The organism is Arcobacter sp. s6, assembly GCF_040884245.1.
Lineage (GTDB): Bacteria > Campylobacterota > Campylobacteria > Campylobacterales > Arcobacteraceae > Aliarcobacter.
Window position 1 is genome coordinate 133,949 of sequence record NZ_JBEVTN010000005.1, and the last position, 15,120, is coordinate 149,068.

Below are 15,120 nucleotides of genomic sequence, written 5' to 3' on the forward strand. Positions count from 1 at the left end.
ATAGTATTTTAGCATGTATAAAAATGAGTTTGATAATTATTTAAAACAAAATAAAAAGTTTAAATCTTATATGTTTTATGGGCAATCAATATTTTTGGTTGAACAATATTCTCTTGCAATTGCTCAATCATTTGGAAAAAATGATGAAATAGAAAAATTATATTTTGAGGATTATAATTTTAAATATGCAAAAGATAAATTGTTGCAATCTTCACTATTTTCATCAAATAATATCTTATTGATTAAAGTAGAAAAAAAACTGCCAAAAAAAGAAGTTGATACTTTAATTGAAGCATGTAATGCAAATCCTGATAGTACTCTTATCTTTGCATGTTTAGGTGATAGTGATTTTAAAACTATGGAAGGTAGTTTTTCACTAAAAACAAATTCTGCAGCAGTTAGATTTTTTCAACCAACTGATATGGAAGCTATTAGATTTTTAGAATATGAAGCAAAATTACTTCAAATGCAGTATGAAATATCTGCCTTGAATCATTTATATTTTATGCACAAAAATGATTTAGCGTTATGTGTAAATGATTTAAAAAAATTAGCTATTTTAGATCAATTAATAACTATAAATTTAGTCGATGCAAACTGTTTTGGAATTGGTGCTATTAATTTTGAAGATTTTTTACATGATTTATTAAGTGGTAAAGATATTGGTGATAATTTGAGTTTAATTCTAGAAGAGGGAATGAATGAAATATTTTTACTAACGCAAGTTACTTCTTTTGTTCAACAATTATTTATGATAAGCTCATATGCAAGAACTTTAGGTCAACCAAATCCAAAAGAAATACTAGGTTTTGTTCCTCCAAAAAATGTATGGGAAAAGAAATCAAAATTAGCAATTAATAAAAAACCAGAAGTTTTTCAAGAAATTTTGGAATATCTTTTAAATATCGAACTTGAATTGAAAACTTCAAAAATCACTGATCAAAATTCATATATTCAGGCTAGTCTAAGAAAGTTTACAGTTTTATTTAGATAAAATCTCAAACTTTACAAAAAAAGAAATCCTTGCTGATATTAGGAAATGTAAAGAATACCGGCACAATCTATAAGGAGAATTAATGTCAAAATTAAAACATTACGAAACTATGTTTATCTTAAAACCTACTCTTACTGAAGAAGAAACAGTAGCACAAATTGAGGGTATCAGAGCTATCATTGAGAAAAATGGTGGAGAAATCGTATCATTTGATAACGTAGGAACAAGAGAACTTGCTTACGAAATCGAAAAATGTAAAAGAGGTTACTACTATGTAATCTATTTCAGAGGTAATCCATCTGGAATCGCAGAAATCGAAAGAAATTATAGAATTAACGAGAACTTAATCAGATTTATTTTCATTAAATATGATAGTAAAAAAGAGATTACTTCTTGGACTAAAATGAGCGACGAAGCAGCTAAAAAAGCTAACAAGTAACAATTATTTAGGAACCTTAACATGTATAATAAAGTAATAATGGTAGGAAATTTAACAAGAGATATTGAATTAAGATATTTGCCTTCAGGTTCTGCAATTGCAAAATCTGCAATCGCAACATCTTTTAAATACAAATCTTCAACTGGTGAACAAAAAGATGAAGTTTGTTTTTTAGATTTTAATATTTTTGGTAGATCTGCTGAGGTTGCTAATCAATATTTGAAAAAGGGTTCTAAAGTTTTATTAGAAGGAAGACTTGTATTTGAACAATGGACAGCTCAAGATGGATCAACAAGAAGTAGACACTCTTTAAGAGTTGATTCTATGAAAATGTTAGATTCTAAGGGTGATTCATCAAGTTCTGGGGACAACCAAGGTTATAATCTTCAAGGATCATATAATCAACCAGAACAACCTCAATACAATGAATCAAGTTCTCAAGGAAGCTACGGTGGTATGAATCAAGCTAAACCAAAAGTTGAGCAAAGAATACCTGAAATTGATATAGACGAAGACGAAATACCGTTCTAATAGAAAAGGAAAATCAAATGGCAGAAAGAAGAAAATACGGAAAAAAATATTGTAAATATACTGAAATGAAAGTTGATTTCATCGATTATAAAAATACAGATTTATTAAAATTATCAATGAGTGAAAGAGGTAAAATTATGCCTAGAAGACTTACTGGTAACTCTAAAAATTCACAAGAAATGGTAGAGAAAGCAATCAAAAGAGCTAGACATATGGCTTTAGTTCCTTACATTGTTGATACTAAAAATATTACTGATTCTGCATATGCAAGATCATTTTACTAAGAATTATTTTTAGTAAGCTAAAAAGGGGAGAAGTTTTACTTCTTCCCTTTTTTTATATCTAAAATTTATAGAAAGAAAAATATGCAAAAGTACTTAAAAGAAGCTTTGAAATTACGTTTTATGTATTATAACACTTATGAAAATAAAGAAAAACTTTGGCATGAACGATATAAAGGGCATGATTTATATGATGTTGTAGTTAAAAGTTTGCAGTATGATTTTAAAGAGATTTCTTTAATAATGCCTAAATTATTAGAAGAGTATGAGAAAAACTTATAGTTTTTCCCAAACAGTTCCGTTTACTGTATCCATTAAAGAGATATCCATTTTACTAAGTTCTTCTCTTACAGCATCTGCTGTTGTGAAATCTTTTTCTTTTTTTGCTGCATTTCTTTTTTCAATTAATTCTTCTATTTTAGCTTTAGTCTCTTCATTTATTCCAAATTGGAAATATTCATAGGCATCGTTAAAACCTATTCCTAAAATATCATTAATAAATAAGATATTAGCAAGAACTTCTTTTTTTAGATTTTTATCTTTTGGATTAGAATCTAATTTATCATTTGCATTACCTATCATTTCATCTATTAAAGAAAGTGCTTTAGAAGTGTTTATATCGTCATTTAAAGCATTAAAAATATCTTCAGAAAACTTTTTATTTACGCTTGATGATTCAAGAGCATATACTCTTTTTTTAATTCTATAAAGTTTGTCTAATCTTTTTTTAGATGATAATAAATCTTCTTCATTAAAATTGAAATTTGCTCGATAGTGTGTAGACATTAAATAAAATCTAATTACTTCACCTGAATATGATTTTAAAACATCTTTTAAGAAAAATGAATTTCCAAGTGACTTACTCATTTTCTCACCATCAATATTTACAAAACCATTGTGCATCCAATATTTAGCTAATTGTTGATTTGATGAACATCTTGTTTGCGCTGCTTCATTTTCATGGTGAGGAAAAAGTAAATCTGCTCCACCACCGTGAATATCTATTTGAAAATCACCATCTTTATAAGCTAAATGTTTTTCAATCATTGCAGAACATTCAATATGCCAACCAGGACGACCAAGGCCAAATGGTGCTTCAAAACTTACATCATTTTTTTTAGCAAACTTCCAAAGTGCAAAATCAGATGGATTTCTTTTTTCAATATTAGCTTCAACTCTAGCTTGTGAATTTTCATCACTTGCTTTATGTGAGATAGAACCATATAAGGAATCTTTTGATGTATCAAAATAAACACTATCACTTGTTTTATAAGCTAAATCTTTTGACATCAGATTAGAAATCATATTTTTCATACTTTCAAGATTTTCAGTGGCTTTTGGTTCAATTGTATTTTCTAAGATGTTTAAAGCTTTCATATCAGCTTTGTAGGTATTTATATAAGTGTTTGTTATATCTGCTAGAGTTCTATTTGTATCTTGCATTTTTTTTATAATTTTATCATCAATATCTGTAAAGTTTTTAGTCATGATTACTTCATAGTTATTGGCTTTTAAAACCCTATGAAGTAAATCAAATGCAATTGCACTTCTAGCATGTCCTAGATGTGAATCGTCATAAACAGTGGGTCCACAAACATAAATCTTAGCAACTTTTTCTTTAATAGAAACAAACTCTACTTTTTCTTTTTTTACTGAGTCATATATGTGTATTTTATTCATTTTATTTAAATAATGCCTCTAAAGATGCCGTATCTGTTGTTTTTTCTTCAGCCACATTATTAGTTTCATTATTTGCAGTTCCAGTACTTAAAGCTGCAATTTCAACAAGTTCAATATCATATTTTGTAAGCATAGAAGCAAGTCTGATATTTAATCCAGCTTTACCAATTGCTTTTGATTTTTGATCACTTGGAACTGTAACTATTGCTTTTCCTTTTTCTCCATATTCAGGTGCTTTTTCAATTTTAACACTACTTACCATAGCAGGTGATAATGCTCTTGAAATAAACATTTCTGGAATTGTTGAATATTCTACACAATCAATATTTTCACCATGTAATTGTTTTGAAACAGAACCAATTCTAACACCTTTTACCCCTACAACAGCCCCAATTGGATCAATTTGTGGCTCAATAGTTGATAAGGCAATTTTAGATCTAGTTCCAGGAATTCTAGCACTCGCTTCAATAGTTACTTTTTTATCTTTTAATTCAGGAACTTCTAACACTAAAAGATTTTCTAAGAATTTTGGTGATGTTCTTGAAATATCAACTAATAATCCATTCGCTTTATCAATGTTTACGCCTTTAACAACAGCTTTAACAACATCTCCAACTTTAAAAGTTTCACCTTTTATTCTACTTTTTCTTTGTAAAATACCTTTTACTTCACCAATCTCAATGAATGTATTTTCTTGTTTATCAATTCTTGTAACTGTTCCTGAAACAGTTTTTCCAATTTTATCTTTGTATTTATTTACAATATTTTCTTCAACAAATCTTTGAAGCCTAAATTCAAAATTACTGTGTAATATAGTAGCTGCATTTCTACCCATATTTTCGAACTCTAAGTCATAGTTCATAAAATCACCAATTTCTAAATCTGGATCAATTTCTTTTGCTTCTTCTAATGTAATATAATTTTCAAAATTTAAAGCTTCACCATACTTATTAACTGCATTTGCAAGTAATCTTTCATCATCTTGACTTACAACTTCAATCTTTTGAAATAGTTCAAGTTTTTTATTTGCTCTGTCTATATTTGCATCAAAAGTTAGTGTTTCATCAACCATTTTTTGAGCAGTTTTAATTAAAGCCTCTTTAAGTGCATTTTCAACGTCGTCAATTTTAAGACCTTTTTCATATGCAATTGAATCTAAAATATCTATTATTTTATCCATTAATAACCTTTTATTTGTTGACATTGAAATGATTGTTTTGATTTCCAATGTAGTATAGAATATTAGTATAGCTAAAATAGCCTTTTATACAAATTAAAGTAATTTTGAGATAAAATATATGATTAATTAATAAAGAGAAAAGGCTTAATATATGGAATTATTATTTGCAAGAAATGAGTTAAATGAAAAACCAAAAAAAGTGCAACTAGATAAAATAAAAGATGAGTTGAAAAAAGATGGTCAAAGAATATTTTATTTTGACAGAGATAATTCACACAAAGACATGATGGCATTAGTAGATGCTTTAGAAGCTGATGGGTATAACGTATATTTTAGAGAAGTAAAATATGGTTTAGCTGATGATGAATATATGTATGAGGTTCATGCACTTTAATCTTTTAATAGTGTTATAAAAAATATGAGTTCAAACAAAAAACTATTTATACAAACTTTAGGCTGTCAAATGAATGATACAGATAGTCAGCATATGGCATCTGAATTAGAAAAGCATAAAGATTATGTTCAAACAAATATAATGGAAGAAGCAGATTTAATTATCATAAATACTTGTTCTGTTAGAGAAAAACCTGTGTCTAGACTTTTTTCTGAAATAGGTCAATTTAATAAAAAGAAAAAAGCAGGTGCAAAAATTGGTGTTGCTGGTTGTACTGCATCACATTTAGGTGAAGATATTATTAGACGAGCACCTGCAGTTGATTTTGTTTTAGGTGCTAGAAATATATCAAAAATTAAAGATATCGTAGATATTAAAGGTTCAGTAGAGATTTCTATTAACCACGATGAATCAACTTATGAATTTGCGACTGCAAAAACAAATAAATATAGAGCAAGTGTTAATATTTCGGTTGGTTGTGATAAAAAATGTACTTATTGTATTGTTCCTAGTACAAGAGGTGAAGAGATTTCAATTCCTCCTGAAATGATTGTTGATCAAGTACGAAGATCTGTTGCAGAAGGTGCTGTTGAAGTTACACTTCTAGGACAAAATGTTAATTCTTATGGAAGAAATTTTTCCGATGGAAGATCAAAGTATACTTTTACAAATCTTTTACAAGATGTTTCAAAAGTAGAAGGTTTACAAAGAATTAGATTTACTTCACCACATCCTTTACATATGGATGATGAATTTATTGAAGAATTTGCAAAAAATCCAAAAATCTCTAAATGTATTCATATGCCTTTACAAAGTGGGTCAACAACTATTTTAAGAGCGATGAAAAGAGGATATACTAAAGAGTGGTTTTTAAATAGAGCTGCTAAACTGAGATCACTTGTTCCAAATCTTAGAATTACAACAGATATTATTGTTGCATTTCCAGGTGAAACACAAGAAGATTTTGAAGATACATTAGATGTTGTAAATCAAGTTAAATTTAATCAAATCTTTAACTTTAAATATTCACCAAGACCAGGAACGGAAGCTTTGAATTTTGCTGATATTGAAATTCCTGATGAAATCGGAAGTGCAAGATTAATTGAATTAATTGAATTACATAAAAAACATTTAGTAGAAATTATGGATACTTATGTTGGTGAAACAATGAATGTATTGATTGAATCTTTAAAGCCAAATGGTGAAGTTTGTGGATTTACAGACAATTTTTTACAAGTATTTACAAAAGGAAGCGATGAGCTTTTAGGTCAATTTGTAAATATTAAAATTACAGAAGCATCACGAACTTCTTTAAAAGGTGTTGTGGTTCCATAATGAAAAACTTTCTTAAATTAAAAATATTACCTTATGTATTATATTTAATAGTAAAGTTTATTTATCTAACAAATAGAAAAGAGTTTCATCATCCTAAACTGAATGATGATGAAGCTTTGATATTTGTTACTTGGCATGATGATCTAATTTGTCAGCCTTTGAATTATTATCATAATAGACCCAATGGCACTATAAAAACATTAATTAGTCAAAGTAAAGATGGTGAAATTTTATCTAAGATTTACAATTTATTTGGGGGAGAAACTATACGAGGTTCTTCTTCTAAAGGTGCAACTAAAGCATTAATTAGTACAATTAGAGAAATTAAGTCTGGTGCTGATGTTGCGTTAACACCTGATGGTCCAAGAGGACCCCGACACACTGTAGCTGATGGTGTAATTGCAATTGCTCAAAAAAGTGGTGCCAGAATTGTTGTTTTAAATTCTAAACCCTCATCTTATTGGCAATTTAATTCTTGGGATAAATTTATTTTGCCAAAACCTTTTGGAAAAATAAATTTTTATATGTCTGAGCCTTTTAATATAAATGATTTAGAGTTTGAAGAGGCAAGAAGTTTTATCAAAGATAAAATGATGTTAAATGCAATACTTTAAAGAATTAAAATAGGAAATATATGTTTACTAAAGAGTCTTTGTATATTAATGTTATCAAATATGATTCTCAGTTAAAGCTTGACTATAAAAAAATAACTAATGAAATCATTATAGATAATACTAATGCTATTTATTTAGTTGATGATGATATCTTATCTACTGAAATTGCAGAAAAACTAAATCTTTCACAAGAAGAAAATGATTTTACTTATATTTCTACACTTTTAATTAGTGATACAACAAAGCTTGTACCAAAAGCATTATCTTCAAAATTAAAAGATTGTGAAATAGCAAAATTTAATAATGAATTCGATATTGCAGTATTAAAAACTACACTTTTTGAAACTAAAAATTATTTTATAAAAACAGGGATTGATTATATCTATTCTGCTTTTCATATTATGAATTTACACTTAGAAAAAAAAGTATGTAAAAATGAGTTATTACTATTTTTGTTCAATAATAAAGCCTTTGTTATAATAGTTGATCAAAAAGGATTGATTGCATTTCATCAAACATTTGATTTACCAACTTTTGAATCAGTAAAAAAAACACATTTTTATGAAGATGATGTAGATGGTCAGAAATTGTTTGATGAAATATATTATTTAGAACTAAATGAAATAATTCATAATGTATTAGCAACTTTTTATGAAAAGAAAACTGATGTATTTGTTGAAAAAGTAACTCTTCTTTATGTTCTAAAACAACTCTCAAATGAGCAAATAGAGCAACTAAATAATGAATTAATGTTAGAAGTAGAATATCATCCTATTAATATAGATGAAGAAATATTTGAATTATCGAAAGATAAGCATTTAAAAAAGAGCTTTACTAAACCTAGAAAAAAAGTTAAAAAAAGAAATTATAATAATATATCTGCATTTATTCTTCTAATTTTATTATTAATTGGGGTATATTATTTCTATGAATTAATTATGTCAAAACAAAATACTCCACAAAAAGTTCTTGAATCAAAAAAAATAGAGAAAAAATTAGAATTGCCTGATCATATAACATTAAATGATAAAATAGAACAAAGAATAAGAGCTATTTTTAATACAATTGAATATGATATTATTTTAAAAGAGTTAAAAATAGAAGAAAATTCATTAGAGTTAAAAGGAATATTTTTAAAAGAAGATACATATCTTACTTCATTAAAGCAAAAATTAGATTTATTGTATAAAGATACACAATATCTACCTTTAGATCAAAGTAAAAAAGTAAATATTGAAGGTACAGTTTTTGCAAAAGATATACTTGAATTAAAAGATGTAACATATAAAGTAAATACAAAAAAATATATTACAGATGAACTTATTTCGGTAGAAAGAGTTAGCGAACAATTAAAAATATTGATGCCCGAAAACTCTATTATAAAATTTGTATCATCTTCAAATAATTATGTAACGGAATACAATTATATTGTAAATATATTAGTAAAAGATCCAAATGAATTTTTTGAATTAATTGATACAATTAGCCATGAATTATATTCTATTAATATAGCTTATCCTTTAAGTATGATAAGAACTGAAACTGGTATTGAAATAGAATTTAATTTAGTATTTAATCAGCTTAAATAAAATAAAGAATTAAAGATTTGGAATTACCAAACCTTTAGTTCATTATAAATAGAATCTCTCTCAACTGGAATAAAGCCAGAATTTTTAATCAAATCAACAAACTCTAATTGAGCAATTCCATTTGCACTAGTTGCACCTGCAGCACTTTGAATTGATTCTTTTTCGATTGTTCCATCAACATCATTTGCCCCAAACTCTTGAGCTATTAAAGCTAATTTTACAGTTGAAGTTGCCCAATAAGCTTTTATATTTGGAATATTATCAAGTAAAATTCTAGCAATTGCATAAGTTTTTAGTATTTCTTGACCAGTTAATGGTTCTTTTACTTTTAAGTAATTATTCTCCGTTTGAAATACTAAAGGAATAAATGCATTAAATCCACCTGTAATGTCTTGTAAATCTCTTAGTCTTATCATATGATCAATTCTATGATTTCTATCTTCTACATGACCAAAAAGCATTGTTGCATTAGATTTTTTACCTGCTGTATGCCAAAGTCTATGAATTTCTAACCATTGTTCTGATGTAACTTTCCCACCACAGATTTTTTTTCGCACTTTTTCATCAAAAATTTCAGCACCACCACCTGGCATTGAATCAATACCATGAGATATCATCATATCAATAATTTCTTGGTATGAAAGTTTATATTCTGTTGCTAAAAAATGAATTTCTGCTGCTGTTAACGCTTTCACATGAATTGATGGAAAATTCTCTTTTATTTTTTTAAATACATCCATATACCATTGTAATCCAGTATCTGGATTATGAGCAGATACTATATGAACTTCTTTTATATCATTTTTTGATGAATTTTTAACAATTTCTAAAATCTCTTCATGAGTCATTGTCCATTGATTTGGATTTTTTCTACTTGCACTATATGCACAAAACTGACATACATCTTTACATACATTTGTCGGATTAATGTGTCTATTTATATTAAAATATGTCTTTTTACCATGTTTTTCTTCTCTAATTTTATTTGCATAAGATGCTAATGTAAATAAATCTAAATCATATAATTTAATCGCATCTTCATAATTTAATCTTTCTTGTTTTTCTAATTTTTCTATAATATTCATTTCTTTTCCTATTTACAATCAAAATCTTTTGTATAGCTTCCATCTCTATTTTGATGAACAAAGCCAATACATGTCTGCTTTAAATCATTATCATAAAATGTTACTTTAAAAACACTACTTTTGTACCTAGTTTGTGTATCTTCAACGCTTAATTTATTTATAACTTCCAATTTTTCAATATTAGAGTGACCAATTTTAGCTAATACTTCTTCTAATTTTAATTCTTTTAGATTTTTTAATAAAAAGAATACTACAAATCCCATTAAAATTAAAATTGAAATAATAAATACAGTTTTTTTAGGTAATTTTCTTATTTCACTTTGCATTTATATTTTCTTTTAGTGGTTTAAATGAACACTCTTCTCCATCATAATATTCAATAGTTCCATCTTCAATTCTATAATACCAACCATGAATTTGTAATTCACCACTTTTAATTTTTCTCTCCACTTGTGGGAAAGTTAAAAGATTTTCCATTTGATGAACGATTGAAATTCTCTCTGTTGCTCTATATAATTTCTCTTGATCTGATTTATCTTGAATTGCAAGAAGGGTGTATTCTTTTGCTCTTTTCCCAAGTTCAAGCCATTTTTTAACGTGTATTAAATCAGGTGAAGGACCAATATCTTGATATAAACTTTTACATGCTCCACAATGAGAATGACCGCAAATAATAATATGTTTTACTCCTAAAATTGAAACAGCATATTCAATAACAGCAGAACTACCGTGAAAATCATCATCAGGACTATAAGGGGGTACAAAATTACCAACATTTCTTAAAATAAACATATCACCTGGTTTTGTATCAAGCATTAAATCAGGAGTAACTCTACTATCACTACATCCTACAAAAAGTATTTCAGGTTTTTGACCATTTTCTACTAATTCTTTAACATCACCTTCATATCTTGGAAAACTAACTTCCCTAAATTTTTTATTACCTTTAATTAAATCATTTATTAACATTTAAATCCTTCAATAATTTACATATATTTGTTAAAACATCACTTTGTATATCAATTTTTGCAATTAATCTAATAATTGCTTCCTTAACTGTTGGTTGCCTAATAGCTCCAACTAAATAACCATGTTCTTTTAAAATTCCTTGAATTTCTTTGGCTTTTTTGTTATCTCCTATTAATATAGGAATAATTAAACTTTGAGATCTTATTCCTAATTCTTTATAAATAATATTTAAATTTTCTTCAATTCTTTTTTTTAGTTCTTTTTTATTTTCAATAATAAATTTTAATGATTCATAACCAAGTGCTGTATCAAATAAAGATGGTGCAGTTGAATAGATTATCGGTTTAGCTCTATTTACTAAAAAATCTATTATCTCTTTAGAAGCTAAAATATAAGCCCCATAAGATCCATAAGCTTTTCCTAGTGTTCCCATTTTTACATGATATTTATTTGGTGTAATTTTATAATAATCGAAAATACCTAGTAGGTTTTCACCAATAACACCTGAACTATGCGCTTCATCAACAATTAAAATAGCTTTATATTCATCTGCTAAATTAAATATTTCAATAGGTGCTAAATCTCCACCCATTGAGTAAACTCCTTCAATAGCAATTATATTTCTACCAGTTCTTTTATTGTTTAATATTTTTGTTTTTAAGTCATTGTAATCATTGTGATTAAAAACAATTACTTGCTCAGGTTTTAGTAACTTGCTTGCTAGAATTCCACTTGCATGATACTCTTCATCTATGAAAATAGTATCATTTTTTCTACAAAGAGCTTCAATCATAGAGATATTAGCTAAAAACCCAGAACCAACTGTAACTGCAGCTTCAAATTTATTTAATTCACACAGTTTATCTTCAAATTGTTTATGTATTTTACTATAACCATTTACAAGCATTGATGCTTTTGGAGAATGGTAATTTTCTTTTAAAACTTTTTGATAAGCTTTTTGAAAAATTTCTTTTTTTGTTGATAATCCTAAATAATCGTTCGATGCTAAATCAATAAGGTTTTCATTGAATAATTCTCTAGTTCTAAAGCGGTTTGATTTTTTAATAGATGACAGTTCTTTTGAGTACAAAAAATTCTCCATAAGTATTTTTGTATGTTAACTAAAAACTATTAAGAATAAGATAAATTAATAAATTTATAGGATGCTAGACTATTGCTATTTTATATTGTTACAATTCCTTCTACTAATTTTATATACAAACACAAACTAGTAAGAGGTGTTTTTGCGACCTTCACCTCTTGCTTCATTTTAATAAAAAATCATAAAGTTATATTTTCTAATAAAGTAATTTCCTTATCATCAACAATAATAGCATCAATACAAAAAGCAACATCTAGTTTTTTTGTTTGTAAATAGTAGTTAACACTTCTTTTGATTTTTGAGAGTTTTGAAGATGTTAGATTATTTATAGCAGTTTCATAATCACTTGCTGATTTTACTTCGCAGAAGTGATAGATATTATCTTTTAAAGCAATAATATCAATTTCACCTAACTTTTTTGCATAGAAGTTTTTTTCTATTATTTTAAAATTTAGATCTTCCAAAAAAGAGATTGCTCTTTTTTCAGCAAAATCTCCTTTTTCTTTACTCATAAAAAATCAACCACCACCAACAAACTGAAGCAGTTCGATTTTATCATCATTTTTTGGAATAAAACTATTCCAATCATCTTTTTTAACTATATTCATATTAACAGCAGCAGCCATTACTTTATCTTCTATTTGCAAGTTTGTAATAATATTTTGAAGTGTAAAATCATCTTTAAAATCTTTTGTTTCACCATTTATAATAAGTGTCATTTTAAAACCTTTAATATTTTATAAAAAAATGATTATACAAGTAGTTAACTTATTTTCTTATATTCAAGGTTTTAAATCTATCTCCCATTCCAGTTGGCTCTAGCAATACTTTTACTTTTTGAGTTTGTCTTAAATACTCATTTTCATTTACATTTGCTTTTAAAATCTCCAATAAATCTAAAATTCCAAATTCAACTAAAGATTTTAATTGGGTGTTAAATTTTATTTGAGTTATACCATTTTCTTTAAAGCAGTCACTTAGATAATTAAAATGAACATCATAGGTAATATCAGACTTTTTAAATAGCTTTTCTAAAGGTAAATTATCTTCAAAAATAGGATAAACATTATGTTTTTCATAAACTCTTGTTGAAAAATCATTTCTTGGATATCTATCTCCATAATCAAAAGTTAAAAATTCAAAACACTCTATATTTTCACAAAGAGTTTTTATAAAATCTTTATATGAAAGTGCAACTTCACCTTTTGTAATAGAGTATTTCTTACAATGATTTATGATATTCTCATCAATACAATCTATAAACTCTATTTTATTATTTGATACAAAGGCTTGTTGTAAGTTATTTTCTTTATTTGTATAAACTAATTCACAAGCAAAAGCATCAAATATTTCATTTGCAAGTACATAAGCATTTTGTAGTTTTACTTCACTTATATCATTATAATGTTTTAATTTTATTACATCTCCAAAAGAGTCATTTATATATTTTTTTTGTTGTTCTTGTAGATTTGAAAATCTCTCAACTATTGCAAAACTCAATGTTTCTAAAAGAGTAGGTTTTAATGTGTAAATAAACTGAATAACATCAGCTAATAAATATCCATGATGAGCACCAATTTCTAAAATAGTTGTATTATTTGCTAAAAAACCACTTTCAATAGAATCAATTATTTTTTTTGCTATTGAGCCACCAAAAAAAGGTGATGTTGAAACAGAGGTAAAAAAATCACCATCTTTCCCAATTTGTTTGTAGTTTGAGTAGTATGCATCTTGGCCATATAGCCAATCATTAAAGTAATCGCTAAATTTTATCATAAAGCAATTGTATCAAAAAGAGTGTAAATAAAAAGATTCCTCTTTCTATTTACAAACATCAATAACTGATTCTTGATTTGGATATAAATAAACTTCTACTCTTCTATTTAATCCCATATTAGCTTCACTGTTATTTAAAGCAACTGGTTTATCAAATGAACAACCTCTTGAGAAGATTTGATTTTGAGCACCTGAGTTAAAAATAATATTTCCAACATTTGTAGCTCTTTGATTTGATAAATTTAAATTATATGCATGACTTCCTCTACTATCTGTGTGACCCACTACTTGCACTAAAGTATTTGGATATTTTTGTAAAACAGAATTGATTTTCATGATTTTAGCACTAGCACTTGGAGTCGGATTTGCAGAGTTTGTTTCAAACATCATATCATCTCTAAACATGATTTTTACGTAATTGTCTGTATTTGACACTATTAAATCTTGGTTTGGATCTAAAGCTGCATTTGGATTATTATTTACATTTGTATTTAAGCTTTCAGCCACTTCTTTTGCTTGTTTATCCATACTATAACCAATAGCTCCACCAATTGCAGCACCTGCAACTGCTCCTATTACTTTGTTTCGACTTTTACTTCCACCACCAACATTATTTCCAAGAACAACACCTGCAATTGCTCCTAATGTTGTTCCAATAATTGCGTTTTGATTTTGGTCATAAGTTTCATTTCCAGTTTTTTGTGCACATCCACTAATCATAGTAGCAATTAGGGCGCTTGATAATAAAGTTTTTATATTAATTAATTTCATAATTAGACCTTTTTTTATTTTGTAATTAATTTTAACATAACTATTGTGAAAGAATAATTGAACAAGTCTAGTTACTTTATTGTAATAATTTTATGTTATAATTTTCATAAGTTAAAAGGAGAATTTATGCAAAAAAGAACAAAAATATTAGCAACATTAGGCCCAGCGAGCCATAGTATAGAAATGATTGAAGGATTAATTAAAGCTGGCGCAAATATGTTTAGATTAAACTTTTCTCATGGAAGTCATGAATATCACTTAGAAACATTAAATAATATTAGAACAGCTATGAAAAATACAGGTAAAACTGTAGGAATTTTACAAGATATTTCAGGACCAAAAGTAAGAATTGGAGATGTAAAAGAACCCTTTGAATTATA

20 protein-coding genes are annotated in these 15,120 nt (G+C 26.8%); 10 read left to right on the plus strand and 10 right to left on the minus strand.

Going from position 1 to position 15,120, the window contains the following annotated elements:
- Nucleotides 1–13: 13 nt before the first annotated feature.
- The 5 genes from holA (at nucleotide 14) to ABVS04_RS04340 (ending at nucleotide 2,527) form a co-directional block, all read left to right on the plus strand.
- A complete protein-coding gene (gene holA / locus ABVS04_RS04320; RefSeq protein WP_368029448.1) occupies nucleotides 14–994 on the plus strand; it encodes a DNA polymerase III subunit delta in 981 nt (326 codons plus the stop codon).
- A gap of 82 nt (nucleotides 995–1,076) precedes the next feature.
- Entirely contained in the window at nucleotides 1,077–1,433 is a 357-nt protein-coding gene (gene rpsF / locus ABVS04_RS04325; protein ID WP_368029449.1) for a 30S ribosomal protein S6, read from the plus strand.
- A 21-nt stretch (nucleotides 1,434–1,454) separates the two neighbouring features.
- On the plus strand, nucleotides 1,455–1,964 hold the full coding sequence (locus ABVS04_RS04330) for a single-stranded DNA-binding protein (RefSeq protein WP_368029450.1): 510 nt from the start codon (nucleotides 1,455–1,457) through the stop codon (nucleotides 1,962–1,964).
- 17 nt (nucleotides 1,965–1,981) lie between these two features.
- Nucleotides 1,982–2,248 (plus strand): 30S ribosomal protein S18, encoded by a 267-nt coding sequence (gene rpsR, locus ABVS04_RS04335; protein WP_172124536.1) that lies wholly within the window; start codon nucleotides 1,982–1,984, stop codon nucleotides 2,246–2,248.
- A gap of 81 nt (nucleotides 2,249–2,329) precedes the next feature.
- Nucleotides 2,330–2,527: a hypothetical protein gene (locus ABVS04_RS04340; RefSeq protein WP_368029451.1), complete on the plus strand. Its 198-nt coding sequence runs from the start codon at nucleotides 2,330–2,332 to the stop codon at nucleotides 2,525–2,527.
- On the opposite strand, the gene cysS is transcribed toward ABVS04_RS04340, so the two are convergent.
- Both cysS and nusA read right to left on the minus strand, forming a co-directional pair.
- Nucleotides 2,522–3,925, minus strand: a complete 1,404-nt coding sequence (cysS, locus tag ABVS04_RS04345) for a cysteine--tRNA ligase (protein ID WP_368029452.1) — start codon at nucleotides 3,923–3,925, stop codon at nucleotides 2,522–2,524. The two genes, ABVS04_RS04340 and cysS, sit on opposite strands and share 6 nt — an antisense overlap.
- 1 nt (nucleotide 3,926) lies before the next feature.
- A complete protein-coding gene (gene nusA, locus ABVS04_RS04350) occupies nucleotides 3,927–5,105 on the minus strand; it encodes a transcription termination factor NusA (RefSeq protein WP_368029453.1) in 1,179 nt (392 codons plus the stop codon).
- A gap of 151 nt (nucleotides 5,106–5,256) precedes the next feature.
- On the opposite strand from nusA, the gene ABVS04_RS04355 reads away from it, so the two are divergent.
- From ABVS04_RS04355 to ABVS04_RS04370, 4 genes are read left to right on the plus strand one after another with little or no spacing between them, the layout of a single operon-like run.
- Entirely contained in the window at nucleotides 5,257–5,499 is a 243-nt protein-coding gene (locus ABVS04_RS04355) for an HP0268 family nuclease (RefSeq protein WP_368029454.1), read from the plus strand.
- 24 nt (nucleotides 5,500–5,523) lie between these two features.
- On the plus strand, nucleotides 5,524–6,834 hold the full coding sequence (gene miaB / locus ABVS04_RS04360) for a tRNA (N6-isopentenyl adenosine(37)-C2)-methylthiotransferase MiaB (protein WP_368029455.1): 1,311 nt from the start codon (nucleotides 5,524–5,526) through the stop codon (nucleotides 6,832–6,834).
- Nucleotides 6,834–7,448: a lysophospholipid acyltransferase family protein gene (locus tag ABVS04_RS04365; RefSeq protein WP_368029456.1), complete on the plus strand. Its 615-nt coding sequence runs from the start codon at nucleotides 6,834–6,836 to the stop codon at nucleotides 7,446–7,448. Before miaB ends, ABVS04_RS04365 begins: the two co-directional genes overlap by 1 nt.
- Before the next feature lie 20 nt (nucleotides 7,449–7,468).
- Complete coding sequence (locus tag ABVS04_RS04370) at nucleotides 7,469–9,037, plus strand: hypothetical protein (RefSeq protein ID WP_368029457.1); 1,569 nt, start codon at nucleotides 7,469–7,471, stop codon at nucleotides 9,035–9,037.
- 23 nt (nucleotides 9,038–9,060) lie between these two features.
- Here ABVS04_RS04370 and mqnE read toward each other — a convergent pair whose 3' ends face one another.
- The 8 genes from mqnE to ABVS04_RS04410 all read right to left on the minus strand — a co-directional run bounded on the left by mqnE (nucleotide 9,061) and on the right by ABVS04_RS04410 (nucleotide 14,740).
- On the minus strand, nucleotides 9,061–10,122 hold the full coding sequence (gene mqnE / locus ABVS04_RS04375; protein ID WP_368029458.1) for an aminofutalosine synthase MqnE: 1,062 nt from the start codon (nucleotides 10,120–10,122) through the stop codon (nucleotides 9,061–9,063).
- Nucleotides 10,123–10,130: 8 nt separating this feature from the next.
- A complete protein-coding gene (locus tag ABVS04_RS04380; RefSeq protein WP_368029459.1) occupies nucleotides 10,131–10,448 on the minus strand; it encodes a hypothetical protein in 318 nt (105 codons plus the stop codon).
- The gene (locus tag ABVS04_RS04385; protein ID WP_368029460.1) at nucleotides 10,438–11,091 is read right to left on the minus strand and encodes a carbonic anhydrase; all 654 of its coding nucleotides are present in this window, start codon (nucleotides 11,089–11,091) and stop codon (nucleotides 10,438–10,440) included. Before ABVS04_RS04385 ends, ABVS04_RS04380 begins: the two co-directional genes overlap by 11 nt.
- Nucleotides 11,078–12,181, minus strand: a complete 1,104-nt coding sequence (locus ABVS04_RS04390) for an aminotransferase class I/II-fold pyridoxal phosphate-dependent enzyme (RefSeq protein ID WP_368029461.1) — start codon at nucleotides 12,179–12,181, stop codon at nucleotides 11,078–11,080. The genes ABVS04_RS04385 and ABVS04_RS04390 overlap by 14 nt, the downstream gene beginning before the upstream one ends.
- 191 nt (nucleotides 12,182–12,372) lie before the next feature.
- Nucleotides 12,373–12,705: a YraN family protein gene (locus tag ABVS04_RS04395; protein ID WP_368029462.1), complete on the minus strand. Its 333-nt coding sequence runs from the start codon at nucleotides 12,703–12,705 to the stop codon at nucleotides 12,373–12,375.
- 6 nt (nucleotides 12,706–12,711) lie between these two features.
- Nucleotides 12,712–12,912, minus strand: coding sequence for a sulfur carrier protein ThiS (gene thiS / locus ABVS04_RS04400; protein WP_368029463.1), 201 nt, complete (start codon nucleotides 12,910–12,912; stop codon nucleotides 12,712–12,714).
- A gap of 49 nt (nucleotides 12,913–12,961) precedes the next feature.
- Nucleotides 12,962–13,969: an SAM-dependent methyltransferase gene (locus ABVS04_RS04405; protein ID WP_368029464.1), complete on the minus strand. Its 1,008-nt coding sequence runs from the start codon at nucleotides 13,967–13,969 to the stop codon at nucleotides 12,962–12,964.
- A gap of 45 nt (nucleotides 13,970–14,014) precedes the next feature.
- The gene (locus ABVS04_RS04410) at nucleotides 14,015–14,740 is read right to left on the minus strand and encodes an OmpA family protein (protein ID WP_368029465.1); all 726 of its coding nucleotides are present in this window, start codon (nucleotides 14,738–14,740) and stop codon (nucleotides 14,015–14,017) included.
- Nucleotides 14,741–14,866: 126 nt separating this feature from the next.
- On the opposite strand from ABVS04_RS04410, the gene ABVS04_RS04415 reads away from it, so the two are divergent.
- On the plus strand, nucleotides 14,867–15,120 hold a 254-nt coding region (locus tag ABVS04_RS04415), incomplete at its 3' end, for a pyruvate kinase (protein WP_368029466.1).